Genomic DNA, 25,121 nt, shown 5'->3' with positions numbered 1-25,121 from the left:
CGAGGCACGTGTTTAGCCCCGCATACTGTCAAAATAGGTCGTCATCTTTTTATTTTGACGCTCCTTTTTTATTTCATTTAACAGCGAACCGTTAGACAAGGCTTCGACCTTGAACTCGAGATCGTCATAGATCGAAAGCACGCTCTTTCTTGATTCAGCCACTTCGATCAAGATTTTCTTTGCCCGATTGCTGATGTTTTCTAATTCCAATTCCGCCGAGCTGATCATGTGCTGTGCTTCGATCTGCGCTTCTTCGACGGTGCGATTCGCCTGCTTCTTCGCTGAGATCAGGACTTCGCCGATCTCCTGCTGAGACTGGATCACTTCTTGCTTTAATTGCTCATTTTGCTCCGTCAGCTCGTCGACATGGCGCTTCGCCTGGATCAGCTCCAGACTTTCCTCCGATGCCTTCTGTTCCTTCAATCGGCTGAGCTCTGTCTGAGCATCCGCGAGACGGTTGGCGAGGCGATCCTTTTCGACCTCCAGCTCTTCTAAAGCGGCCGTCTTCTCCTCTAGCTTCGCGATTTCTTCGTGTGCATCGAACAAGGCACTGTTGAGGGCTTCTTTTTCAGCCGCTAATTGCTCAACACTTTCCGTCATTTCTTCTGTTGCCTGTACGTTTTCCTGCACTTGTCCTTGTTCACCTGCATCCATCTGTGTTTCCTCCAATAATAGTTTCTGCGCTGTGTCGCTCGTAGTCGTGACTCTGTCTTCCATGAGCCTTGTTTCCTTGATCTTCTGTTCTAGACGTGTGATCGCGGTCTGGTACTGCTGGATCTCTTTTTTCAGTTGGCCGAGCTCTTCTTGCTTCGGCGTTGCCGCCAGCTCCTTGTCCTTTTCCTCCAGCCATTCGATCAAGGTGTCATTTTCTGACTGAAGCTCCTTTAGTTTCGCTTCATTCTTTTGATTGATGGCATGGAGCTGCTGGTAATCCTTCTCTAACTCCTCGTACTCCTGCTTCAGTTGCTGGAATTGGTGCTGCTGCTCATGCAGTGCTTCATCCGAAGACTGCGTCACCGCGGCTAATGCGTCGGCGTGTTCCTGCTGCTGTGCCTCCGCCTCTGCCTGTAGCTGCTCCCGTGCAGCCACGGCTTCTTGGTACGTGACCTCCAGCTCCGTCAACTGCTGGATCGTCGCTGTCAGCTCCTCCTTTACAGCCGCCTGTGTTTCCTTTTCTTCTATTAAAGAAGTCAGTTCTGCTTGTTGCTTGGTGAACTGATCGTTTACCCGTTCTTTTTCTTCTGTGACTTCGTCTACCTTTGTTTGCCAGTGATCGTCGCGATCCTTCAGTGCATCCTCGATGATCGTGCGCTCGACAGTCAGCTTTTCCTTGAGTGCCGCATTCTCCACCGCCAGCTCCTGGACCTGTGCCTCCGCCTCCTTCTTGAAGGACGCAAGCTCTTCTTTGAGCCGTTCCAGCTCCGCGCTTGGTGCCTCGGCAGCGGATACCTCCGCTTCGGACTCGTCAGAACAACGAACAGCTTCCGGCGCTTCCTGTTTGGCCGTGTCCTCTTGGTCCTCGACACTGTCCTTCGGCTGAGGGATCGGCGTCTCCATCAGCTCCGCCGTGTCGGAGACCTGCTGGGATTCGTTGTAAAGCTCTTCTGCCTGCAGCTCCTCCTCGGTGATGTCATTGATGAATTCCTTCAACGCCTGCGTCGAGAGCCATTTTCTCTTTTTGGGTTGTTTATCTGCCATTAGCCTTTTCCACCATCATTCTTTAGTTTCTGCTCGGAGACATTTTGCTTGTTGAACGCTTCCGAGCCTGTTTTCCGCGAATAGTTCACACTGTAGACGACTTTCTTCTTGCTGCCGCCAGAGGTGATCATCCGAACCTGTATCTGCGTTAGCTCCGGTACGGCTTCCGCTTCCTTTGCAAACGCGTCGATGTTTTTCTTGATCGTCTCCTGACTCGTCTGATCCTCCGCCTGGCCCTCCAGATGCAGCGCCAAGGTCTTTGGGATCGCTAGAGAAAGCGCCGTGTCCGAAGTACCGACATACTGGAACAGCTTTTGCGAGACATCTGACTCCACCTGCTCCTGCAGACCGGAATCCTTGTTCTCCACCGTCAGCTTGTCCCATGCGTACTCCTTTAAGCCGATCCCATCCTCCGGGTAGGTCTTCAAAGGGATGCTGGTCGCTAGCTGCTGCTGCTTTTCTTCGACCGTTTCGATCCGCTCGGTCAGGCGGGTATTCTCTGTTTTCGTGTGCTGATAATCATTTGCCAATACGAAGAAGGACCCGATGAAGCTGACCAGCGCCACGCCGATCAGCAGACTCGTCGCGAATAGGTAGCGGATGTGCCGCGCCTGTTCGATCCTTCTGAGGTAATGAAGCTTCCTGCGAAACAGGACGGTCTGGTCCGGCTCTTGCTGGATTGCGCGGAATCGCCGATCAAATGCGAGACGAATGAGTGTCACGCTGATGGCTGCGATCACGAAGCCGGCACTGACTATTGCGAGTATGAACATCCTATTTCCCCTTCTAACGAGCGGCTCGTCCCTCCAACGCCGCCTGATCCTTGATCATAGACGGCAGATGGAGCTGTACTTTCCCCTCGATTTCTTCTTTTTGGACAAAGCCAAAGGTGCGGCTGTCCTTCGATACGTCGATGTGGTCGCCTGTCGTAAAATACAGACCCGCTGGGATCTTCGCCATATCCTGAAATTCCTCTGCGACCGCCGGCGACAATTGAAACGTATAGGTCGTCTCAAAGGTGCCGTGCTCCCCGATATTCAAGACCATCCGATCGTTGCGGATGAACATCGTGTCCCCCGGCATCCCGATCACTCGCTTGACGAATTTTCCTGATTCACCCTTTACGGAGAAGGCGATCACGTCGTAGCGGCGGATCGAGGCCCGCTTCTTGACCAAGACCATGTCTTTTTCCGTCAAGCTGGGGCTCATGGACGTGCCGGAGATCGGATGGAAGCTGTATTCCCTGCGGACGAGCTGCCCTGAGAAGAACAGCACGCCTAAGACGAGCAGCGTTAAGATCGTCAGGATCAAGCTCTTTCCAATCGAGCGTTGGGGCGGACTCTCGCCTTTTTTCAATTGACGCGAACGAACAGTTGCCATAGGTTACAGTGCTCCTTGTTTATAAAGTAGTGGTGTCAGAGTCCCTCTGACGAATCGTTTCTTTGTTCTTATTTTGCTTTGACATAGGTCACTTGATCCGAGGTCGCCAGAGCGGTGTCGATCACCCGATAGGAAATCGTCGTGCCGCCGTAGACATTGCCCTCTGAGATCAAGATGCCCTCTGGTCGGACCGCCTCCACGAAGGCGACGTGTCCGTAGCGCGGATCAGAGCCTGCCACACCTGGCTTGAAGGAGATCAGCCAGCCGACTTTTGGTTTCTGACTGACCTGGTAGCCCATTGCCTTGCCTTTGGCTGCCCATTGTCCGCCATTGCCCATGTAGTCATCGACCGATTTTCCTAATTGCTTCACTCGATTGAAGGCGTACCACGTGCATTGCCCAGTCGGATATGACCCCGAAGCATTGTAATTCACCCCGTTGAAGGCTGGGTATTTCAGCTTGCTGCGGTATTCCGACGGGATGTCTTTTTTCTCTTTGATGAAAAGGCCTGAATCCCCGTCGATCTTCGGTCCATCGTATTTCGTCAAATGGTACAAGGCGATGATGGAATTCAATTTTTTCCCATAGGTCGTGTCCGTCGCATAGGTGCCTGTCAGCGCCTGCGTCGTCCGCAGATAATTCTTGGCGGTGGAGCGCCACGCCTGCTGGTAATAATTGTCATTGCCGGAGATGCCGCCCCGTAACAATTGGACATAATCCCCAAGTGACGCCGCATAGTTCGGGTACTTGCGGAAGGCCGAGCGAATCGAATACAGCTCGCCATTCCCCCGATCCTCCTGTGTCGCCATCGAGACGGATTGTCCGCTGTAGGTCCCTTTGATCCCGAACAAATTATGATTCGGTGACAGAGACAGCGTGCTGGTGCCTGACCCGCTCTCGATCAAGGCTTGCGCGATCATCACTGAGGCAAAGACATCGTAGTCCTGTCCCAGCTTTTGCGCGTCCTCTCCGACTTTCTCGATGAAGGCCTTGGCACTCTCGTTCTCCGTGAAATTCATAGAAGCGGGATAGTCCGCTAAGACTTCTTTTCCGTGCGCCGTCAGAGTCGCTTTCGGCAATGTCTGAACAAGCACGTCCTCCTCGACATCCAGTGATTCCACGAGGACTTGGCGTTCTTTTTCTTTTACATCCTTGTCCTCTGCGTCCTTGTCCTCCAGTTCGACATCGTCGACCGTCAGATAATAGTCGTCACCGAGGGCGATGCCCATCAAGGTTTCTTTGTTCTTTTTCTTCTGATAGAGGAGACTTCCGACTGGAATTTCTTCGGGGAGCTTCTCTGTTTTTTTGGTGATCGATTGATCGAATAAGTCCTGATACAAGGCATCGGCTAAGTCCTTCACCTCGTAGTGATCTTCTTGCTTCACACCTACTTTTCGGATGCCCTCATAGATCATCGCCGCCTGGTTCTTGTCCTCGAAGCTGCTTAATAGCGGCAGCTCATAGCCCTTCAAGTCAGACTGTGCCACCTCCGCTGCCTTCAGATCCTCCGGCAGCTTTAAGGTACTCGTCGCATCAAAGGCTTCAGGGGCAGTCGGTGCCGCAAAGGGTGTCGACTGAACGCTGGCCCTGCTCGGTGCGACAGGGGCAGGTGCCGCTGGCGTTGAAGGTACCTCATTGCTCGGCGGAGCAGCAGGTGCTGTCGAAGAACCGCTGTCCGATGCACTCGGCACGGTAGGACTTGGCACGTCTGAACTCGGTGCAGTGGCACTCGGCTTCGTCGTGCTTGGTGTTGTCGAACTTGGTGTTGTCGAACTCGATGCAGCAGAACTTGTCGTACTGCTGGGTACCGTCGTGCTGCCTTGAGTTCCTCCGCTGCCAGAGATCGGCGGGACACTCGAGGTACTGCTGTCGCTAGAGACCGCTGAACTAGAAGCGGTCGTGGAACTTGGTGTCGTCGACGTGTCCTCACCTGCACTGCTGTCGGATGGTTGGGCGACCGTCGATGACTCTGAAGACGGCACCTCCGCTGCCTCCTGCGAAGAAGCGACAGGCGGCTGGTCCGAAGACCCCGTCACTGGTGCTTCCGGCTGCTGAATAACAGGTGGTGCGTCGACCGCTGGTGCTGGCGCCACGCTCTCTGTCACAGGCGGCACACTGCTCTCCGGCACCGCGACGCCACCATCCACCGTCCCTGTTTCTACTATTAAAGAAGTGTCTTTTGCCAGCTCGTCTGCCTTCAGCGCACCGCTGCGCAGTCCGGCCAAGCCGCCCAGGAAGACGAGCACGCCGCATATACCCACAACAATCTTTTTCATGAATGACGTTTCCTTTCCTATTCTCTGTTTCGTATCAGCGAATCAAGCTAAAGAACAATATCGGCAATAAAAAGAACAAAAACATCGGTACCATCGTCTGGAGCGGTTCGGAGACGAACTTCGCCGCGATCAGCATCGTGAATTGCTGGAAGGGGGTGATCCGCCGTTTGGCAAGGATCTGCCCTGTCGGCTTCGGCTGCTTCGCCGTGACCCCCAGCTCCTTCAGGATCGCCTTACTCGCGCCATTGATCGGCTCGACCGCCGACAGCTTCCCTTGGACGACCCGCCGATAGATCGTTCCGATATCCCCTTCGCATCGAAGCAGCGTCAGGGTCTGCTTTCCATCCTTGGTCTTGGCATCCACATACTCCACCTCGGTCTCCTCGATGACTTTATTCAAGGAGACGTCATAGGTGTAGATGTCCTTGAAATCCGTGGTATAGACCTTGTCCCCGATCTTCAACTGCTTAATGCGGTGAAGCAGGACATCGGTCTCGAAAATATTGTGGGCCAAGAGGACATAGTTTCCTTTTCCTAATTGTTGATCTGCCCGATAGGTCGCGGCTCCGGTCAGGAGATTTTGGTTCGCGATCCCGGCAAGAATAGGCAGATCAATGTCGACCTTTGGGATAGTGATTTTCCCGATTCCCCAGTTATTCGTCGTATCGAAGCTGTTCCCCCGTGCCTCCGCGTAGCTCGCGACATTGACACTGGCGATCTGCTTCTCTTCATAGTTCGCGCGGTTGCTCTTATCCAGATTGAAGGTACTGAGCTGTTCACTCTGCCCCACATCCACCGCGCCCAGGGTGGTATCCTGCTGCATCTGGACATAACCATAGGCCGCCAGTGCCAGTACCGCCAGCATCGCCATGAAGATCAAGACGAAGTAGATCCGCGTGATTCGGAACAGACGGCGCAGACGAATCCGTGCACGGTGAGCCACGAGAGGATCATCCGAACGGAAACGCTTCACCCAGAACCGATAGATCAGCATCAAGACGATAAAGAGCAGCAGGTTTATAAGAATGGTCGCTAACACCACGTTCTGATAGCTCCATAGATTTCGTTTTTTAATTTTGGCTTTCTTCGCATCCTTGTAAGGAATACGATGCCCATTGACCAGCAGCCGATACGTGTTGATCCCCGGCGGTGTACACGTCAAGAGCGTCACCTTGTCCTTGCCCGGTGTGATCTTCACCTTCTCCGCCTCGCTGGGTAAGATCTCCTCAAAGGATTCGATCTTATACGCCAGACGCTTGCCTAGAATATTGATGTAAAACAGGTCGCCCTCCTCCAGATTCTTCACATCTGAGAATAGCACCTGATTCTTCACCCCGCTGTGTCCAGTGATGATGGCGCGGGTATCCTTTCCACCGATCGGGATCGAGGATTCCTCTAGATGTCCCAGTCCCTTGTCCAAAGTCTTGAAGGATGTCCCATGATAAAAGGGCATCTTCTTGATATCGATGGCGGGAATGTCGATGGTCCCCATCACCTTCGAGTCGTTCTTTACCACCGATTGGTAGACGATCGGCTCGACCGGTTTTCCTTTACCTTGTTGCTTCTCGAAAATGTATTGGTTGTATCTCTTCGCTAAGTCGTACTGCTTGTCTTTTTCCTTGGCTGACATCTTCTCCATCGTGTCATCATAGGCAGTACTCGCCTGACTACGCTCCCGATTCGCCAAGTAATTCCCGACGATCGGATACATCAGGACGATGACCCCTGCGACGATCATAAAAATGGCAAAGCTCATGACGAACTTAGTGCGTTTACTAGTCGGTTGTTTACTCACGATCAGCCATCCTTTTTTAGTCAAAAATTTAGAAAAGAAAGAGTAACTCACAATGCCCGAGTTACTCTCTTTTCATCAGAAATCAAACTTCTTCGTTTTCATGACCCGAAAGCCAATCAACGTCATGATGAGAATGAAGCTTAAAACGAGCAGCAGGGAATGGTACGAACCGATATTCCCGCTGGTTTGCGGCAGACGTTCCTTGGCTGCTTCTGATGCCGCGTTCGTCTTTCCGCCCTTCGTATCCGGCAGCTTCCCTTTCGGATCATTCGGATTCTTCGGGTCGTCCTTCGGCGGCGGGTTCGTCGGGTCCTCAGGTGTAAGGACACCAGACTTCGGATAAAGATAGACTTCATTCAGCACCTCGCCCGTACGTTGCGGCAACGGCAATTCCAGGATCACGGGTTCCATCGTTTCCTTTAATAATTCATGATCCTTTTCTACCACGCGGTACGTTCCTTGCACCAAATTCGTCGCACGAGCCAAGCCCGTCTTATCCGTCGTCACCGTCGTCGTAAACGCCGACTCCCCGATGATCGGTTCGAAATCTGTGGTCCCTTGCACAGGCGAGACCCGGGTGATCTCATAGGAGATGCCCTCGAGGGGGTCGAGAGCCTTCCCATTGCCATCCTTGATCTCTCCTGCCTTGGTCCCATCCAGCGGCAATTGATCCTCCACCAGCTTCGGGTCCTCCAGTCGATACTTCATGATCGAGATGGCATACCCCTCCGTCTTTTCTGTCGCAGCCGCTTCCGTCTCAGCCGAAGCCTCCTCTGCCTGTACCTGCTGCGTCATGCCCAGCCCGCCGAAGACGAGAAGGAAGATAGTGCCTAGTCGTATGAACTTATTCATTTATCTTCCTCCTTTCTTCTTCGGCATCCGGTAATACCAAAGCATGTAGCCAAACCCAAGGACCATCGCGCCGCTCGCGGCAAGCAAGAGGGCAAACAGCGGACCCTTCCCTCCTGTAAATGGTAGTTCCGTCGCAGGATTGTCATCCTGGAAGACCTTGATCGTCTGGTTCCCTTCTGTGATCGTGACCTTGATCGGGTCCTTCAATAATTCAAATCCCGCAGGTGCCTTGGTCTCGATCAATGTATGCTCGCCAGGGAAGAGCTTGAGGAAGTTCAGATAGCCGAATTCATCCGTCGTTTCCGTCGCAAACGGCGACGACGCATCGCCTTCATAGACCTCAAACTCCGCACCCTTAAGTGGTTTCCCTGTCGCCTTTTCCGCCTCACTCAACTCTCCATCCCCATCACCATCCGTCGCCGTCCCCGTCTCAAACTTGAACAAACGAATCGTCGACGGTCGGATCAAACCAAGATTGACATGTGGTACATGGTGCTTCGCGTCTGCCGCATTTTCCGCAGCAATATCCGCTATTACTGGCTGTGTATAATCAGGTGTCTTATAAGTATCCTGATCCGCCTTAGAGTTCTTCGCCGGGTCCGTTCCCTGAAGCTTCTTGGTCACTCGAACTTCTCGCTGAACGACCTTCTCTCCAATCACGAACTCCGCGATGTAGTCTCCTTCTGGCAAGTTCTCAAACTTATACGTGCCATCCGAGCCTGTTTTCACCTTAGATTCACCTGCGGCAGTCACAAATTCCTCACCCGTCAGACTCTCCTTCACCAGCTCCTTCTTATAAGAAGGAACCTCTAAGCTCGTCCGATACAGCTTCACAGGAATGTCCTTCGCCTTGTCTTCATCGCCACCAGCAGTCTTCGTATTCATCACACCATCTAAGTTGTCGTCATACCAAGCAACCCCTGATAGGTCACGACCATAGACACGAACGGTGCTAGGAACACCCTGAACAAGTTCGTTCAGATGTGAATTCAAAGAAGTGGTGTTAACATATTGGTCTCCCGCTTGTTGCCCAGATGGTCGTAATGTTAGATAGATCGACATGTCTTCCCCTGGAGCCAAAGCATCATAGACAGCCATAATAGATTTGGCTTTTTTCAGCACCGACATATCCGTTCCTAGTTTTTTCCACCCACTACCACTTAACGACACTAGATTCGGATTAAATCCCGGATAATAAGCATCATTTTCTGTATAGTAAATCACTCCTTCTACGCCTTTTGGTGATTGTTTAACCTGCACAACCGAATAATCACCTTTAAACTTTGTCCCTCTGTCGTCAAGATTATAGGGTAATACATCTAAGATACGCACCCGCTCCATCACTGATGAAGAATGATTTTTAAAGGCAATCGTGTACGTAAAGTCTGTCGGATGGGCAATCGAAGGCTTCGCTGGATCAATCTTATTTCCACTTTCGATATAAGGTTTATCAACCACTTTATCTACTACGATTACTCCTGAGTTAGTAACAGTAAAATCATTCGTACTGGTTCTAAGTTTTTCAATAGACGTATCCTTTATTGAACTATCCTCTTCTAAGTAAACTTCAGAAATGACTTCTCCTTTCAAAGCAGCCACGTTATTATCAAAATTCAATTTAGAAGAAACAATACTCGTATCAAATACAACTTTAGGATTATAAGTACTTCCTACAGCCATATAATCTAGCACCCATTTTAAAGTGTAGCTATCACTATTTTCTACAATTATTGGATTGGGTAGCGGATTCCCTTTGTGGTCTTTCGCTGTTCCAGGTGTGTATTGCGTCTCCTTCGGTATCTTAACTTCAAACTGTACCTTATGATTATTTTCAGAACCGCTCTCGACTTTCCCATCAACAGTCCACTTAACCGTTTCATCAGGGGCATATGTCTTCTTATTTGTTGTGATTGTTGGACGAATAGTCATTGGTGCAATATACAGTGTATCACCCCATAAATTACTAGGGCTATGCGTGTCCTTAATGGTTCCATCATCTTTATACTCTGTGCCTTTATAGTCAATTGATCCAGAAAGCGGAGCATATTTAGATAAAGTTTCCGAATCATCTTTAAAAGTGAAACTATTAGTAATTGCAATATTTTTATTTCCAGACGAATCTACTGCACCTACTTTTCCTACCGCACGTAATGGAGCCCAAAATTTCAAGCCTGCATAACCATCTGAGGCTGTCGGTTCTCCTGTTATTTTCACAGCAACTATTTCACCCGCTGCTTCTGCAGCCGAAACAGAAGGATACCAAGTATAAGCACTTTCTATACTATTCTTTGATCTTAATGAGATATTTGGAATTTTAGGTCCAACACCATAAAAACGTTTCATATTTTTCATATTTTCATTTCCACTAATCGCAGTAGACACTGAATTATCATATTTGAAACTGTTAGCATTCCACCTTCCGTATAGTACTGCTATTTTTGCTTCTATATCTGTAAACGAAGATGTGAAACTGCCGATAAGTTTATTTCCTTTTGTTGTAGCTCCATCACCGTAGCTTGACCATGTGTTGAGCGGTGAAGCTGAACTCAGTGGTTTATATTGAGCATTTAATAAGCTCGCATAGCTTACAATAGACCCTGGCCAGTGACGATCCCATGGAATCGTCACTGTAGAATTAATTTCTTGATTATTCCCTTCATAAGAAATCTCTGAAACTGAGAGTATATAATCTAGTTTAGTAGAGGTTCCTGGAATATTTTCTAGATATTCATATGGGAAAGCTAACTGCATTGCTACAACTGAAAAAGGCTCTGCATTGCTAGGCATTTGATTCCCTGAAAAGAACCATTTGTTTTTACCGACACTTATCGGTACATAGTCATCGTTATCGATATCTATGCTTTTATTCGCTGAATTATTTTTTACAACAGGGTCACCCGTATCATAAACACCTATAAAGTTACTATATGGCTGATTTGGTGGGTAAGTTTTTTTTGTATACCCTATTGGAGCGTTCATTCCCTGCATTGATATAGGAACATATGAGCTGGAATAACTATTATACTCGTTAGTAAATTTTCTATTTGGTAAAGTTAATCCACTAAATCCATCGTATGCAATGACTTGAACAGGATCTGTATCGGTTCCAACATTCAAAAATTTACTATTTCCAGTACTACTATTTGTAAACTTAATTTTTTGATCAATTGAATATTTGATTCCTCCTACCGGATAAGTTGCCCCTTTGATGCTTGTCACATCTTCCCTTCCAGGTAAAGGTTTTAATTGAACATAAGAAGCAATTGAAGATACTAAATTATATGGTTTATCAGTTGTACCCGAAACTTTTTCAAAGCTAGATCGCTTAGTACTATTCCAAACTAATTTCACATCCACAAGCGGCTTCGCACTAATATAAACTTTATCGTTCAAATCAGATACGACACTACCATCAATCACCTGATTAATGGTCTCCGTCCCACCAGCACTTAAAGTCGCACTTTCAATGGTCAAGGTAAATTTTGGCTTTACTTGATCACCATTTATCCCACCAAAGGTTTCAATCGTTTCTGTAAAAAAGGCTTGTCCAGTGGCAGAATTCGTCATTGTCGCCCAACTACTTCGAATAGATTTCTTGCTCCCACCTCCTGTATCCGCTAATGTACCATTAACAAATTCAGCAGTTTGACGTACTTGTCCAGAGGAATCCTTTCGCCATGCATCTGGCAATTCCATATCCAAACGAACACGCGCACCGCTATATTTTGAGTCCATATTGGAAATCCCAGCAGTCACTCGATAACTCACTTGGTCAAAAGTTCGAACGATATCATCATCTACACTCTTATCGTAGCCTGGACCATTAGGGCTCCCTGGTTTATCATCAACATCTACTCCGGTTGTTTTCCCTAGAGTTACGGTTACTTTAAACGGATCGGTCACACTAATCCCTTGCGGATTAATTCCCTTTTTTTCAGGCGCTGCCTGTTCTACTAAAGGTGCTTCACTTGGGGTTTCTTCATTTGCTGGAGGCGTTTCCTCTTCCTCAGTCTTTTCTTCAGCAGCTTGTTCAGGTTCTATCGGAATTTCTGGAATCGGATTCACTGCTTCTAAATTTTCCGTCGCCTTGAACACAACGATTCCTTGTTTCTTCGTCGTATCCTTTAACAACTGGATGTTCACTGTTTTTTCTTTCTTCGTTAAGCGCTTGATACGGACACGCTGAACTTGATCTTTCTCTAATTCAAAATAGAAACTCCCCTTACTTTCAGGCTTATGTACTTGATAATAAGGAAGACGTTCCTCTGTTTCCTTCATTATTTCATTTGCTTCTTCTTCTTTTGTTTTCTCGTCCTCACTTGACTGTTCTGCCTTCAAGCGGTCGTCAAAAAACTTTAATGCCTTGTCCTTTTTAAAATCAGAAGAATCGATCTGAGGATAGGCTACTTCTTGTCCTTCTTCATCCAAAGGAACGACAGAAACGGTGTCATCATACGGCAATTCTAAGAGAGCCGTTTCTTTTGCTTTCAGGGCCAGCTCCACTTCTTCTTCCTCTGTCGTCAAGGAATCATTCGGAACGGCTTTCTTGTCTACGGTGACACTGACCAATGAGTCAGGCGCTGATGCTTTTAATGCTTTCCCATGATAATAGAAGAAAAAGACGCCTATTATCACCACTACTGGAAGAAGGAGGGGGACCATGCGTTTATATTGAATCGGTTTTCTCATCGTCTTCCTTTCCTTTCCATCATCTCCTTAAGAGACAATCTATCAATGAATGAACCGTGTTCGCCATTCATTAAAGTGATACGAAGAACTGCCGCAAGGGCAGTCTCTTCGTAAACGGTATTCAATAGATCATTGCTTCGCATCGTTTATGCTTGACGACGTTTCTTTTCTAATACGATCGTAGCCGTACCGATAGTGATTGCGCCTAATGCGATGACGATCATTAAAGTCATACCTGCGCCCCCTGTGAATGGAAGGTCAGTTTTCTTTTCATTGACTACAGTAAGTTCAGGACCTGCATTGCTGTGTGAATACAAATCAACCGTTACTTTTTGTGGTGTTCCTAATAATTCGAATCCAGCAGGAGATTTTGTTTCCACTACCCAGTAATCTTTATGAATATAATCTCCACCGCCAACTGGTTCCGTCTTAGGCCAAGTAGCTTCCGTTGGATCTTTCGGATCTTGTTTTCCATCACTTGGTTTTGTTCCCGCAGGATTATCAGTAAACCAATCAAGTTTCAATCCGTCGAATTTTGCATTTCCTGATGCATCTGAAGTAGAAGTAAGTAAGTAAACAGCTACTGGTGTTGTCGGTAATGCAGGGGTCGTAGTGCCATCATCATTTAACTGGTAAACTTCTCCGTCAGAACCCAAGAATTTTTTCGCTTCTGCATCTGCTTTAGTTAATGCGATATGGAATTCAGCACCAGATAAGTCTGTGCCTGCTTTATCAGTCTTTTTAATGTTAAATCCACCATCATAGTACTCAGGATCGTCATCAGGTGTATCTGTTTTTGGTTTCTGACCAGGAATCAAATAGCCAGTATCGTATTTATTTGTGATAACTCCATTGAAGTCAACTTCTGTATGCGTCTTATAAATTACTCGGATATGTGAATAGCGAGCAGGTGTAAGTGTTTCAATTTTCTTCATACCTGCTTGTGTTAATTCAACGCGGATATCTGTCTTATCAGCTACTCCGTCAGTAATTGGACCAGTAGCTTCTTTTGTAGTACTTTTGTTCTTAAATACTTCATATTCATTGTTAAGCGTCATTTTTTCCCAAAGTTCTGTCGTCGGGTTATAGAATTCAACCTCTACATCATCTAAGTGCAATTCTTTCGCCAGTTCATCGTGTACGTAGTAATAATTCGCATAGACTTCATCTCCTGCCGAAACATGCAAGTCTGGAAGAAATTTATCATGATCGTCTGGATCAACTACGTTTGTAATGATCATATCTTTATCAGCCTTGAAGTATAAGCCATCTGGAAGTTTCGTTGTTGCTTCCCATTGGAAAGGTTGACCTGCCTTGATTGAGTGTCCTTTACCACCATTAACTGTCTTATCTAATTCACTATCTGTAACAATATTTTTCGGATGAACGTGTAGATCATAAATCAGTTCACCACTTGAAATATATTTATCTGGATCAGAAGGATCTTTCACACGTTTTGTTTGTGGCAAATGTGCAAAGAATGGATTCATAGGAGTAGAAATTTCCTTCTTGATTTTGTTGCCATCAGCCGGGTCAAGGTACGTGCCAGGTCCTTCTTCAGTAACGGTGTAATCATATTTTCCAGTATTTGGATTCGGGATTTCTCTTACTAAATAAATGCCGTCAGCGTCTTTATGCCCAGTAGCACCAGAAATATTTAACAAAGAACTAACGTCAAAAGTTAATTTACCGCCAGCATCTGTTTTCGCCTTATTTTTTCCAACCTGTGAAGCATGTGGGAAAGTAGGATCAATCGTGTAGTCTTCGGCAGCGCCTTCTTTTTGCTTAACAGGGTCTGTCAAATCTTTTCCTGCATTTGCTTTAACACGTACAATTTCAAACCAAACATCTGGCATTAGCGTTTTTCCAGCTAATTCTGGTGCAGTTCCAGCTAATTCGAAACCGTCCCCACGTTCACCTAGCTCAGCCGCACTTTTAATTTCATATTTCCATAACGTAATCGTACGTGCTGTCTTATCATCTGATGTTGGATTCTTACTGATTGTTTGTGCAGCATAAACTGGACTCGCTGCACCTAAGGTAGATACTGCTACCCCACCAAACATTGTTAACAACCCTAAACTAACAGCCGCTTTACTTATCCATTTTCTCTTATTCTTCATAATAATCTCCTTTTCTCCTTTTTGTTTTTTACTCCTTAATTAGCTAAAATAAATAAATGAAAAGAGGTTGCCGCTTTTTTTCATTTATCTACTTTTCCAATACTTTGAATGGAGGATTCCAGTTCTAGATGGTGTATTGGAAACTAATAAAAAAACTAGTATGCCTGTCCCTCGATAAACATACCTCCTTTCAAAGTATTAAAATGTCGACTTGTTTCATTCACCCTCCCAATTTAAAGCACATTTTAAGCACATTTTTACTTAGTCTTCTAGAAACTAGGATTATTTATGTTAAGCCTTTATTATAGGCATCTAGCAGTGGGTTTGACGGTAACTGACGGGGTAACGCTCTTTTTAAATAACAAAAATATAGTAAAATGATTTTTTTAATAAACAATAAAATTAATGGGTTGGACAAACAATTCGCTTACAAATAATAGTAAGCGCTTACTCGAAAAATAAAAAAAAGCCTCTCCGAGAGACGTTCAAGAATTTTTTGAAAGCGCTTCTAGGATAAGACTTTTTCCATTCGATGAACGACTTGGATGCGTTGCTCCATCATCGTATCTGCATAGGTATCTAGCGTCATTTGTGAAGAGCTGTGTCCCATCAAGGCGCTGATACTAACGATATCGCCGTTACTTTCTATACAACGGGTCGCAAATGTATGGCGTAATTGGTGAAAATGGACCTTCATCAACCCTGCCTTTTCCCGCATACGATGAAAATGATAGGTCAATAATCTTGGTTCGGAAGGATGGTCCTTCGTGGAACACACGAAAGCACCTTTTGCTCGAACCTTGTGTTTAAGTAATGCGGCTCTCAATGTCTGACTGATCGGAATGGTCCGTATGGAAGATTCCGTCTTCGATCCTGTATAGATCAAGGTCGTCCGTTCGTTCTTTTTCTGATCCGATAGTACCCGTTGATAGGTGGAATGAATATGGATCTGATTCGCTTCAAAGTCGATATCCTGCCATCTAAGAGCAGCTATCTCTCCGATTCGCAAGCTGGCGTGTAGTGCGAGTAGGACAGGAAGTCCCCGACCTTTCTTTTCTGCTAGGGCGATCGTTTCTAAGTTTTTTTGTTCCGATCGGGTCAAGGATTGCTGCTTTTTCTTTGGCATCTTCGGAACACGTATATATAGGAAAGGATTTTTTTTCATTCTTTTTTTCTGGATCGCATAATGGATCGTCTGCTTAACGATCCGAAAGATGCCGTGAATCGTCGAAGAACTCAGCTCTCGATGCTTTAATCGCTGGAATAGTCTCTGGGCATCGACTTCTGATAGTTCATTCAAGCTATAGTCTCCGATCTCTGGCAAGACATAATGATTCAGCTTGTACCTATAATTTGCATATGTGGATTGTTTGATCTCTGGCTTCACTTCCGCCAACCAATAGACAGACCATTCCTGAAAGGACATGATCGATTCTCCTTGTGTTGAGTGAAGGGATTGATATTTGGCTTTTAATGGATAGAGCTTGGCTCGGACTTCTTGGAACGTCTTTCCGTAGACGGAACCGTATTTTGCTTTGCCATCCGTCTTTTTTCCTTTGATGTAACGTCCTTCCCAACGTCCATCCTTTCGATAATAGATATTTTCGCCTCTGCGCATTGTTGTGATTCCTCCTATATAATTGACGGTAATTTTGACGGCAAATGAGGATTTGCAAACAAAAACCCCTTTTTTTATAACTTTCATTTTTTTAAAATTAATAAACTGTAATATGACTTAGAAAAAAATTATTTTAAGTTATTTTACAAAAGAACATTGCAATAAACTCTTATATAATTTATAATTTAGATAATAAAGATAACTAAAAAAACAAGTAATAAGCATTCCACATTAAAGTTCCTAGTTTCTAGAAGACTAAGAAATATTTAAATAATAATCATCACTTATTAAGAACATTTATCAACTAGATTAAAAAAAGCATTTTCTTAATCATTTTAAGAAGGTGCTTTTTTATTATATTCATTTAAGAGATTTTATTTAATTCCCCACATTATTATATCTAAATAAACAAAAATTTCATTCATTTTCTAAAAATACCGTTATTTATTTTATCCCGCTTTGAAAAAACTTAAATAATTACATTCGTTTTGTCTTATATTTATTATGTAAAAAGAATTTAACGAGGACTGAAGATAAGAAGAAAAGATAGGAGGGCGCAGAATCAGTCGAGTAAATCTTTCTACACATCCAAGCGGACAAGGCTGGGGTAAGCATAGAGCCTTGAAACATATATTTTATGAGGAGGTAACATTATGGAAAATGTAATTGAAAGTAAAGGGAAAGATTGGGTTATTTCTAACCCTTTGGCATTTGTTAAAAAGGGTTGTATTGGTGATAAGAGGGATTATTTTGATGCTGAAGGCAAGTCTGCGCTGTGGTCACTGGCTTTTTCGATGGCGAAGCCCTTTGCCCCATTGGAGATCCAGGAGATCGACATGCTTATGCAGCTTCCTGTAGGAAAGGGCTCGCTGATTCTTTCGGGGAACACCTATTATCGCAGTGAAGTCAGTCCATTAGAGACGTTGCAGATGTATGCAGAGGCGTATTCTTTTTCTAACTACCATCAGATGAGTACCTGTTTGCAGTCGTTTGGCTGCTTTGGCAAATATATGTCTCCGTGGATTTGTCCCTTCTTTACACTTTGTCCGTTGGAAAGCATCGAGCGGGCCATCTGGGTCAATCCGTTGAAAATCCAGTACACGGAGACCGTCTATGGCGAACTTATCGCCACCTTGACTTCTGGCGAGCGGGTTCTTTTTCCGATTCAGCGCCGTAGTCTGGTGGGACGACTGGAACGGGCGTGCCTGGCATTGGCGACGCTTCGTCGCGAGTGCTTCTATTTCACGGAGCGCAGTAAATCCCCTACCCACTATCTTCCTTTTCCGAACAACTCGTTTTCCCGTACGCTGAGTAAGCGCGCGCTGTTGCAGACATTTCCGATCTCTCACGGCGAGCTGCTGAAGCACTTCAATCGGATCAGTCTGTGTGATGCCTATGAAGCATTTGATCCAGCGTCTTATACGCATGAATAGTTGAAGCAATGAGCTGGATCAGTCACTCGATCCAGCTCATTTTCTGTCTTTCGTCCTATTCTGACGCGCTTTTCGGCGTATTTTGCAGAGAGATAAGCTTTTTTCGCGAAACTCTTTATTAAACAAAAAAAGCCTTCGTCTTGTCAACTGGCAAATTTACCAAACACCCCCCAAATTTACCAGTTAAAACCCTGGAACCCGCATTGGACCGTTTCAAACCTGCAAATTTGAGGGGTAAACGGCAAATTTGCCGTTTGCCTTATTTTTTTGAATCCGCTATCTTTTAGTCACCGGCCGGAACCAAAAAAAAGAAAACGGAGGAACCACCATGATTCAACCATTAGGAAAAAAAGTACAAGTGCAGATCGACCAAGGATTAGAAAAGATGAAACGAGTAAACTTTCAAAACGTGATCGACGACCCAACGGAAGAAGCCATTTTAGAATTAGGCGAGATCATGACCGCCTTTGCCCCAGAGAACAGTGAATTTGACTGCGTGATCTTGACCAGTCAAAGTCGGTATGTGAAATAGGAGGAGGAGAAAGAATGACCAAATTAGTCGCGATTTTTAAAACCAGTGAAGGCAAGAGCCATTCGTGGAGCTACGCCAATCCCGATACGACGAAGCAGCCCAGTGAAGTCAAAGGACTGTTGGAACGCTTCGCTGGATTGAAGCTATTCAAGAAAGACAACGTCATTTTATTCGATACGGTAGAAAGTGCCGAGTACGTCGAAACCATCGAAACACCGATTTTTTAACCAATAACCATTGAGGAGTCGCGGATTTTTTCCGCCCTCCTCTCTACAATAAAGGAGGACGAGATCCATGAGAGAACAGAAAATCACTTTGAACCAGAACCAATTATTCCATTTACAAGCACCGACGTTAGAAACTCGCATCACTCGTTTTTACCAATTGACACAAAACAGCAGTACCGCGATCCAATACATTTTAGCCACAAGGGTCCGCCAACAATTGGGCGCACAGGAATTCAAAGGATTCCTCAAGGATCTCGTTCGTCATTTGTTTTTACACACGAAAGCTACTCGTACCATGAAGCGCTTCTTCCATTACTTTGCGGATTACTTCATGGCGCCCGAATTCCGAGCGCTGCGATTGAAGTTATTTCCCGTCCGCAACTTTATGGAAAAAGCTTCGTCCCTTGTCCGTTCCCTTTTGTCCCCTGTCCGTCTCGATGAAGAAACAGAAGCATCCGGAAAAATAGAAACCACCGAAACGTGAAACTAACTATTAACCTACCTACGCAAACTTAGATTATAAATGAAAGGACAACCACCCATGACCAACGAACGAACAGACTTAGTCACGACCTTTGCCGATGGCAACGGCAAGCCCTTCAACTGGCGCTACACAGATGTGGATACGAACTTAACTCCGCAAGAAATGAAAGCCGCCTGCGAACTATTAACGGCATTAGATATTTTTGAAATCGACGGTGTGAAACAATTCGACACCGTCCTTACAGGCAAACTTGTGACAAAAAAACGCGTGAAGATCTTCGAAGGCGAAAACTTAAACGAAGACCTCAACCAAAAACCAACATTGGAGGAAAAAACAGGCTGCTTCTCCTTGCCCCTTGTGGAGCGCGCCATTGAAACGGCCTTAGTCCCGATAAAGATGACCACCAACGATTTCCCGAAGGTCTCGCTGGCAGACACTACAGCCGTCGACCAACCGTCATTAATAAAAAAACCAGCACCAACCGAAACCCAAAGCACAAGCTCTAGTGAAGAACCTGTCAGCCTTCATTCCGAATCCGCTCCCTCGTCCAACCAAGCGCAGGAGCTGAGGAGGAAGCCGCGGGAAAACCTATGGAAACGTCTAATCCATCGGAAACAAGAAAACGTGCCGGATCAAGGTCAGTGATCCCTCGTTCGTTCTTTGAAAACCGAATAAATTGCGTAGGAAAACAACCAACTGTCGTCACCCCTTCTCACTAGCGGAAGGAGGTGAGGCCTTTGAAGGAGCTGATCCGCTACATCTTAGCACCGCTCTTCGTGGGATTGGTCATTGCCCTTGTCAACCACTGGTTGCAAGAGCACGATCCGTGACGACTGGAAGGATAAAAACGTGGGCAGAAAAATTTCTGCCCACGTTACTTTCTTAATCCATCGCTGCTGGTAAAGTATTCATCAGCTCATAGAAATGGTTCGCGTCTCCTGTATCAAAATACTGATACCAGGCTTCTAATGTATCTGGCTGGAAGACGTCCAGACTTTCGATAATATCCTTTGTCCAGGACAGGCTATTCGTTGATCCTGCGGTAATCAGATTGTTGGCTGAAACGGAGGATCGATCTACATAGAACTCTTGCCCTTTATAATCTGGACTGACCATTTCAAGAAAACCCGGGCCATTGCTTGTATGAGGAGTTGAATCCAGCATGCCTTTGTTCGCAAGTGCTGCTGTCGCTCCACAAATTGCGCCTACGGTTCCGCCTAGTGAAAGAAATTCTTTTGCTTTGTCGAGAATGCCGTCGTGGCGAGGGTCATTCCATGTATCTGCCCCAGGCAGGAGCAGCAGGTTCTCTTTTGCGGCAACGATGTCGCTGACGATCGCATCGGGAACGATCGTGATTCCTCCCATTGTGTGAATGGGTGCTTTAGAGTGACTGACTGTTTTTATCGCTACTTTTTCTGCGTCTTTTTTGAAAAAGCGTTTGGATTGTACTTCCGAAGTGAGGTGCCCGATCTCCCAGTCTGCTAACGTATCGAGTACATAAAGATAAATTGTCTTCATTATTTTTCCTCCATTTGATTGTCATAAGTTGCTTGTTCTATTAGTATTATACGTACCTATTGTTGACACCTATGCGTCAACAATCAAAAAAAAAGTTCAGTGGAGGGATCGAAATGAAAATCAGCAGGTTAGTCAGTATCATCATGATTCTTCTCGAGAAGGAACGCGTGAGTGCTCAAGAGCTCGCGGCGATGTTCGAGGTGTCGAAGCGGACGATTTATCGTGATATAGACGCGATCAATCTGGCTGGGATTCCCGTTGTTTCAACACCCGGTGTAAATGGTGGGATCGAGATCATGAAAAACTACAAACTGGATAAACATGTTTTTTCATCCAACGAGATCACGACCATTCTGACCGGACTCTCTAGCTTAACGACGCTTGTCGAAAACGAGGAATTAGTGAATGCCGTCATAAAAATGAGAAGCCTGATCCCAAACGATAAAGTGCAGGAGATAGACTTTAAAGCGGATCAAATACGGATCGACTTGAGTCAATGGATCGGCTATAGGAACTTGCAACCCTACTTGGAATCTCTGAAATTGGCTATACTAGAAAGAAAACAGCTTTCGTTTGACTATACAAACCGCAACGGAACAGTCACCGAGCGCCACGTCGAACCCTATCAGATCCTCTTAAAAGGAACCCACTGGTATCTTCACGGGTATTGCTGCATCCGCGAAGATTTTCGGCTGTTCAAATTATCTAGGATGTCCAATTTAAAGCTGAAAGAATCCACGTATCAACCACGGGAACATCAACCAGTAGTGTTGGACTTTTCGGATCATTTGAAAGAAATACAAACGACGATCACCTTGCGCGTCCATCAATCACTGATGGAACGAATCCTTGATTTTTGCGAATATGACGACTGCTCGTCCGATGGAGAAGAGCATTTCATCGTCCAGTTTCCCTTCATCGAAAACGATTATTACTACACCATGCTTTTAAGCTTCGGGGAAACGTGTGAATGCCTCGAGCCTCCCCATGTTCGGCAGGAATTAAAACAAAAAATAGCGCGCGTTGCGAAGTTGTATGAGGGGTGAAAAGAAAACGGGATTTTTGAGGAAGAAAGAAAAGAAGCTGAAAGAAATATTTATAAAAAGATGCCCTCATACTGCATATGCTGAACTGTTTGAAAAATAAAGGGCAATGCTTGGCTTCATTGATTTCAGATCATGACTCAACAATGAACAAAGAGAATCGACACATAATCGCATTTGATCCCATCTGAGACTGAAAACACGTGTATAAGAAGGAAATGGTGGTCGATAAGTTCCCATCCGCTTTACAAATTTATAGGATAGAACTAAAAAAGTCAGCTACTTACGCGAACGCTAGCGGCTGGCTTTTTACTTTTATTTCACTTATCATTCATTTACTAGAGTATCTTGTAAAGCTGTTTTCCCTGCAATTCTTCCAAATGTAAAAATGTCTGTCAAAGAGTTCCCACCGAGACGATTTCCGGCATGAATCCCTCCTGCGACTTCACCTGCTGCGTATAATCCAGGGATGATTTGTCCTTGTTCATTTAATACATGTGTGCCCGTATCGATTTTCAGACCTCCCATGGTGTGGTGCACAGCTGGTTTTCTCGGTGTAGCATAGAATGGCGCTACTTCAACTTTGGAATCGAACACGTCTTTTCCAAATTCGGGATCGTGGCCAACCTCTACATAGTGATTGTATTTTTCGATCGTTTCTCTAAAAGCGACTGCATCTATCCCTAGCTGTTCTGCTAAACCTTCAAGCGTATCTGCCTTAAATAATGTTCCTTCAGCGACTTGCTTGTCAATTTTTTCTTGCGTTGTATTGTAGGCTGTTCCTTTGATCACTTCATCTGCGATCAAGTAGAACAGACCTCCGTTGTCGATCGCTGCCTGTGTCAAAGCATCTCGGCTCCCGTATTCATTAACGAAGCGTTTTCCTTCTTGATTCACCATGATAAAGTTTTGTGGCGGTACTTGCAGGCCACTGAATAATGCGCCGGTCTCAGGATCGGAGACTGGCATCATTTGAGAGAAGCCCATTCCAACGAGTTCTGCTCCAGCACTTTGTCCTAATAGAATGCCGTCGCCGGTGATCGCTGGTGAGTTCGATGTCTTAATGTCATCGTCGATCTGTGTCCAATAGGTATTATACTTCTTGAGCATTTTTGTATTTGCACCAAAACCTCCTGAAGCAAGGATGACGGCCTTGGCATGAATAGTCGTCTGTTGCCCGTTCAGTCCAGTTCCAATAATGCCTGTCACGTGACCCTTTTCAATAATAAGCTCTTTTACTGCCGTGTCAGTAAGGATCGTTCCTTGATTGGATTCAACGAACTTTTGTAATGCGGAAACGAATGCAAACCCTTCGCTTTTTAGTGGTTTATGTCCTCTTCGCCACAAGGCGCCAACAGGCATGGTCACCTCTTCTTTATCAAACTCAACACCAATGTCTTCTAGCCATTCTACGGATTCTAAGGCTTTATCTGTCAATATTTTTACCAAATCATATTGCCCATAAATACCGTTTCCAAGTTTATCTGTTCGTTTCCCACCTAAATAGGTTTGCATCCGATGAAGAAGTGTCGAGTCAAAGAGATAGCCCGTCTTCTTCGTCGTTTCTTCTAAATAGAGCGTGATTTGATGCTTCAATGCACGGAAATCCTCCAGATATTCAGGATCGATCGTTTCTTCCTTGATCGCTACGATTTCCTTTAACGTGTGACTTTCGCCAGAAATAGCTTCAAAGGTACTTTGCCATTCAGGATCGGCCGCGTTCATTGGTCCGCCTGTCCGTACCGTATTTCCTCCCACAGATGGAAATTTTTCCACCACGATAACCTTTTTTCCTTCTTGCAAAATACTTGCTGCCGCGGCTAGCCCCGCACCCCCTGCGCCAACAACGACAACATCCGTTTCATAGTCCCTGTCTTTTGTATCTGTCGCACTTGGTGCTTTTGCTCTTTTTCTCAAAATATCTGGATTGGCACCCGCTGCCTTCACTGCTTTGGCAACACCATCAATGACCCCGTTACTTGTTACAGACGCCCCTGAAAGAACATCTACATTTAACGTTTGACCTTCAATGATCTGTGAAGGAATCCTTGTAAATACGACATCCGCAATCCCTTCAGACTCACCTGAAGTATCGATATCAATCGCTTCGATTCGGTTGTTCGATAGTGAAACTACCATCGGAAGATCCCCATTATGACCTACGGCAGCGACTGTATATGCCCCCGGTTCGAAGACAACTTCTTCGGGAACATTCAGTAGATTGGCGACTTCTGTAAATCTCATAAACCGTAAAAAACAGCTTTCTAAGAAATCAATGGTTCGCCCTTGTTTGAGGTTTCCTTCTTTATCAAACGCTTGATGAGCACATCCCAATAAGAATTCGTACCCAGGCATCACTGATGCATTCACCCCAGGCGCATCTAAGATCTGACGTAAATGCAATTGAGCTCTTGATGACCCTTGCACATCATAAGAGGCACCGACGATCATCACTGGTTTTCCATCGAATGGATGCAGGTTGAACGATAACCACTCCAGAATGCTTTTTAACGAAGACGGAATCGAGTGATTGTGTTCAGGTGTGGCAATGATTACGCCATCCGCCTCTAAAATTTTTGTATTAAACAACTGGATAATTGGGCTTTCTGATTGATCCTTCGACTCATTAAACAGCGGAAGCTTATCTAGTTCTAGAATGTCAATTTCAGCCTTGTCACTAAAATGTTTTTTCATGAATTTTAATAGTTTACGGTTGTATGATTCTTTTGCATTTGTCCCTACGATTCCCACGAATTTCATTTTTTATCCACCCCTTCCACTGCTTGTTCCCAAATGACTTTTTGGTCTTTCTTCGTTTTATACGGATTTGACGCCATTAACTGATTGGTAATATCTACGAATAACAAAAAATCATCCATTGACTCTTCCAGCTCCTTCACTTTTTCTGGATAGATGAGCTGACCATCTTCATCGAAGGCTTGCAAGGATTGACCTAATAAAAATTCTGTTCCAGACATCACCCGTGCTTTTAGTTCAGGGGCATTCAGAATTTGTCTCAAATGTGCTTGCGCTCTCGAGGAGCCTAATGATCCATGGGATGCACCCACAATCATCACAGGTTTGTCCATCAGCGGACGTGTGGTATAGGACAACCATTCGAGCATACTTTTAAGCGCTGCTGGAATCGAATGATCGTATTCAGGCGTACTGATAATTACCCCATCTGCTTGGTCGATTTTCTCTGAAAGAAGATTGATGATTGAAGGGGATGTTTTGTCCTCCGGCTCATCAAATGCTGGAAAATCTTTAATCTCGCAAACCTCGATCTCTACTTGGTCCGAAAAGTGTTCTTTCATATATTGTATTAGCTTCCGATTCGTTGATCGGTCTGAGTTTGTCCCGACAATACCAATTAGTTTCATAAAAAAAGCTCCCTTATTGTGAAATCACGAACATTTATTTATAAAAAAATAGATCCAGCCGTCATAATCC

At 45.5% G+C, this 25,121-nt stretch carries 19 protein-coding genes; 7 read left to right on the top strand and 12 right to left on the bottom strand.

The annotated features are described in order from the left end of the window. Positions 1-12: 12 nt before the first annotated feature. From A5868_RS03155 to A5868_RS03115, 9 genes are all read right to left on the bottom strand, one after another. Positions 13-1,698, bottom strand: coding sequence for a hypothetical protein (locus A5868_RS03155; protein WP_086306212.1), 1,686 nt, complete (start codon positions 1,696-1,698; stop codon positions 13-15). Then, a complete protein-coding gene (locus tag A5868_RS03150; protein ID WP_139843637.1) occupies positions 1,698-2,264 on the bottom strand; it encodes a hypothetical protein in 567 nt (188 codons plus the stop codon). Before A5868_RS03150 ends, A5868_RS03155 begins: the two co-directional genes overlap by 1 nt. 220 nt (positions 2,265-2,484) lie before the next feature. Continuing rightward, positions 2,485-3,078 carry a signal peptidase I gene (gene lepB / locus A5868_RS03145; protein WP_086306210.1) on the bottom strand — a complete coding sequence of 198 codons (594 nt, stop codon included), beginning with the start codon at positions 3,076-3,078 and terminating at the stop codon, positions 2,485-2,487. 68 nt (positions 3,079-3,146) lie between these two features. Further along, positions 3,147-5,354, bottom strand: coding sequence for a glucosaminidase domain-containing protein (locus A5868_RS03140; protein ID WP_086306209.1), 2,208 nt, complete (start codon positions 5,352-5,354; stop codon positions 3,147-3,149). A 34-nt stretch (positions 5,355-5,388) separates the two neighbouring features. Next, positions 5,389-7,110: a sortase family protein gene (locus tag A5868_RS03135; RefSeq protein WP_086306238.1), complete on the bottom strand. Its 1,722-nt coding sequence runs from the start codon at positions 7,108-7,110 to the stop codon at positions 5,389-5,391. A gap of 114 nt (positions 7,111-7,224) precedes the next feature. Beyond that, positions 7,225-8,001 (bottom strand): pilin N-terminal domain-containing protein, encoded by a 777-nt coding sequence (locus A5868_RS03130; RefSeq protein WP_086306208.1) that lies wholly within the window; start codon positions 7,999-8,001, stop codon positions 7,225-7,227. Beyond that, complete coding sequence (locus A5868_RS03125; protein ID WP_086306207.1) at positions 8,002-12,690, bottom strand: prealbumin-like fold domain-containing protein; 4,689 nt, start codon at positions 12,688-12,690, stop codon at positions 8,002-8,004. Between the two features lie 146 nt (positions 12,691-12,836). Then, complete coding sequence (locus tag A5868_RS03120; protein ID WP_086306206.1) at positions 12,837-14,813, bottom strand: SpaH/EbpB family LPXTG-anchored major pilin; 1,977 nt, start codon at positions 14,811-14,813, stop codon at positions 12,837-12,839. 508 nt (positions 14,814-15,321) lie between these two features. Further along, entirely contained in the window at positions 15,322-16,431 is a 1,110-nt protein-coding gene (locus A5868_RS03115; protein WP_086306205.1) for a tyrosine-type recombinase/integrase, read from the bottom strand. 653 nt (positions 16,432-17,084) lie between these two features. Here A5868_RS03115 and A5868_RS03110 point away from each other — a divergent pair. From A5868_RS03110 to A5868_RS18760, 6 genes are all read left to right on the top strand, one after another. Beyond that, a complete protein-coding gene (locus tag A5868_RS03110; protein ID WP_176281401.1) occupies positions 17,085-17,864 on the top strand; it encodes a hypothetical protein in 780 nt (259 codons plus the stop codon). Between the two features lie 328 nt (positions 17,865-18,192). After that, the gene (locus tag A5868_RS03105; RefSeq protein WP_086306204.1) at positions 18,193-18,396 is read left to right on the top strand and encodes a hypothetical protein; all 204 of its coding nucleotides are present in this window, start codon (positions 18,193-18,195) and stop codon (positions 18,394-18,396) included. Positions 18,397-18,410: 14 nt separating this feature from the next. Next, the gene (locus tag A5868_RS03100; protein WP_086306203.1) at positions 18,411-18,623 is read left to right on the top strand and encodes a DUF2922 family protein; all 213 of its coding nucleotides are present in this window, start codon (positions 18,411-18,413) and stop codon (positions 18,621-18,623) included. Between the two features lie 67 nt (positions 18,624-18,690). Further along, positions 18,691-19,107: a hypothetical protein gene (locus A5868_RS03095; protein WP_086306202.1), complete on the top strand. Its 417-nt coding sequence runs from the start codon at positions 18,691-18,693 to the stop codon at positions 19,105-19,107. A gap of 57 nt (positions 19,108-19,164) precedes the next feature. After that, entirely contained in the window at positions 19,165-19,752 is a 588-nt protein-coding gene (locus A5868_RS03090) for a DUF2922 family protein (protein WP_086306201.1), read from the top strand. 92 nt (positions 19,753-19,844) lie between these two features. Then, positions 19,845-19,937 carry a type I toxin-antitoxin system Fst family toxin gene (locus A5868_RS18760; RefSeq protein ID WP_114525190.1) on the top strand — a complete coding sequence of 31 codons (93 nt, stop codon included), beginning with the start codon at positions 19,845-19,847 and terminating at the stop codon, positions 19,935-19,937. Between the two features lie 52 nt (positions 19,938-19,989). On the opposite strand, the gene A5868_RS03085 is transcribed toward A5868_RS18760, so the two are convergent. Next, positions 19,990-20,625, bottom strand: a complete 636-nt coding sequence (locus tag A5868_RS03085) for a DJ-1/PfpI family protein (RefSeq protein WP_086306200.1) — start codon at positions 20,623-20,625, stop codon at positions 19,990-19,992. Positions 20,626-20,738: 113 nt separating this feature from the next. Between A5868_RS03085 and A5868_RS03080 the strand changes: the two genes are divergently transcribed. After that, positions 20,739-21,671 carry a helix-turn-helix transcriptional regulator gene (locus tag A5868_RS03080; protein ID WP_086306199.1) on the top strand — a complete coding sequence of 311 codons (933 nt, stop codon included), beginning with the start codon at positions 20,739-20,741 and terminating at the stop codon, positions 21,669-21,671. Between the two features lie 324 nt (positions 21,672-21,995). Here the strand turns inward: A5868_RS03080 and A5868_RS03075 are convergent, their stop codons facing one another. Further along, positions 21,996-24,428: a flavocytochrome c gene (locus A5868_RS03075; RefSeq protein ID WP_086306198.1), complete on the bottom strand. Its 2,433-nt coding sequence runs from the start codon at positions 24,426-24,428 to the stop codon at positions 21,996-21,998. After that, positions 24,425-25,051: an NADPH-dependent FMN reductase gene (locus A5868_RS03070; RefSeq protein WP_010781783.1), complete on the bottom strand. Its 627-nt coding sequence runs from the start codon at positions 25,049-25,051 to the stop codon at positions 24,425-24,427. The genes A5868_RS03075 and A5868_RS03070 overlap by 4 nt, the downstream gene beginning before the upstream one ends. Positions 25,052-25,121 lie beyond the last annotated feature (70 nt).

Origin of the sequence: Enterococcus sp. 12F9_DIV0723 (assembly GCF_002174375.1) — a bacterium.
Classification (GTDB): domain Bacteria; phylum Bacillota; class Bacilli; order Lactobacillales; family Enterococcaceae; genus Enterococcus_A; species Enterococcus_A gilvus.
The sequence above is the reverse complement of the archived record's forward strand: the minus strand, read 5'-3'. Positions and strand labels throughout refer to the sequence as shown.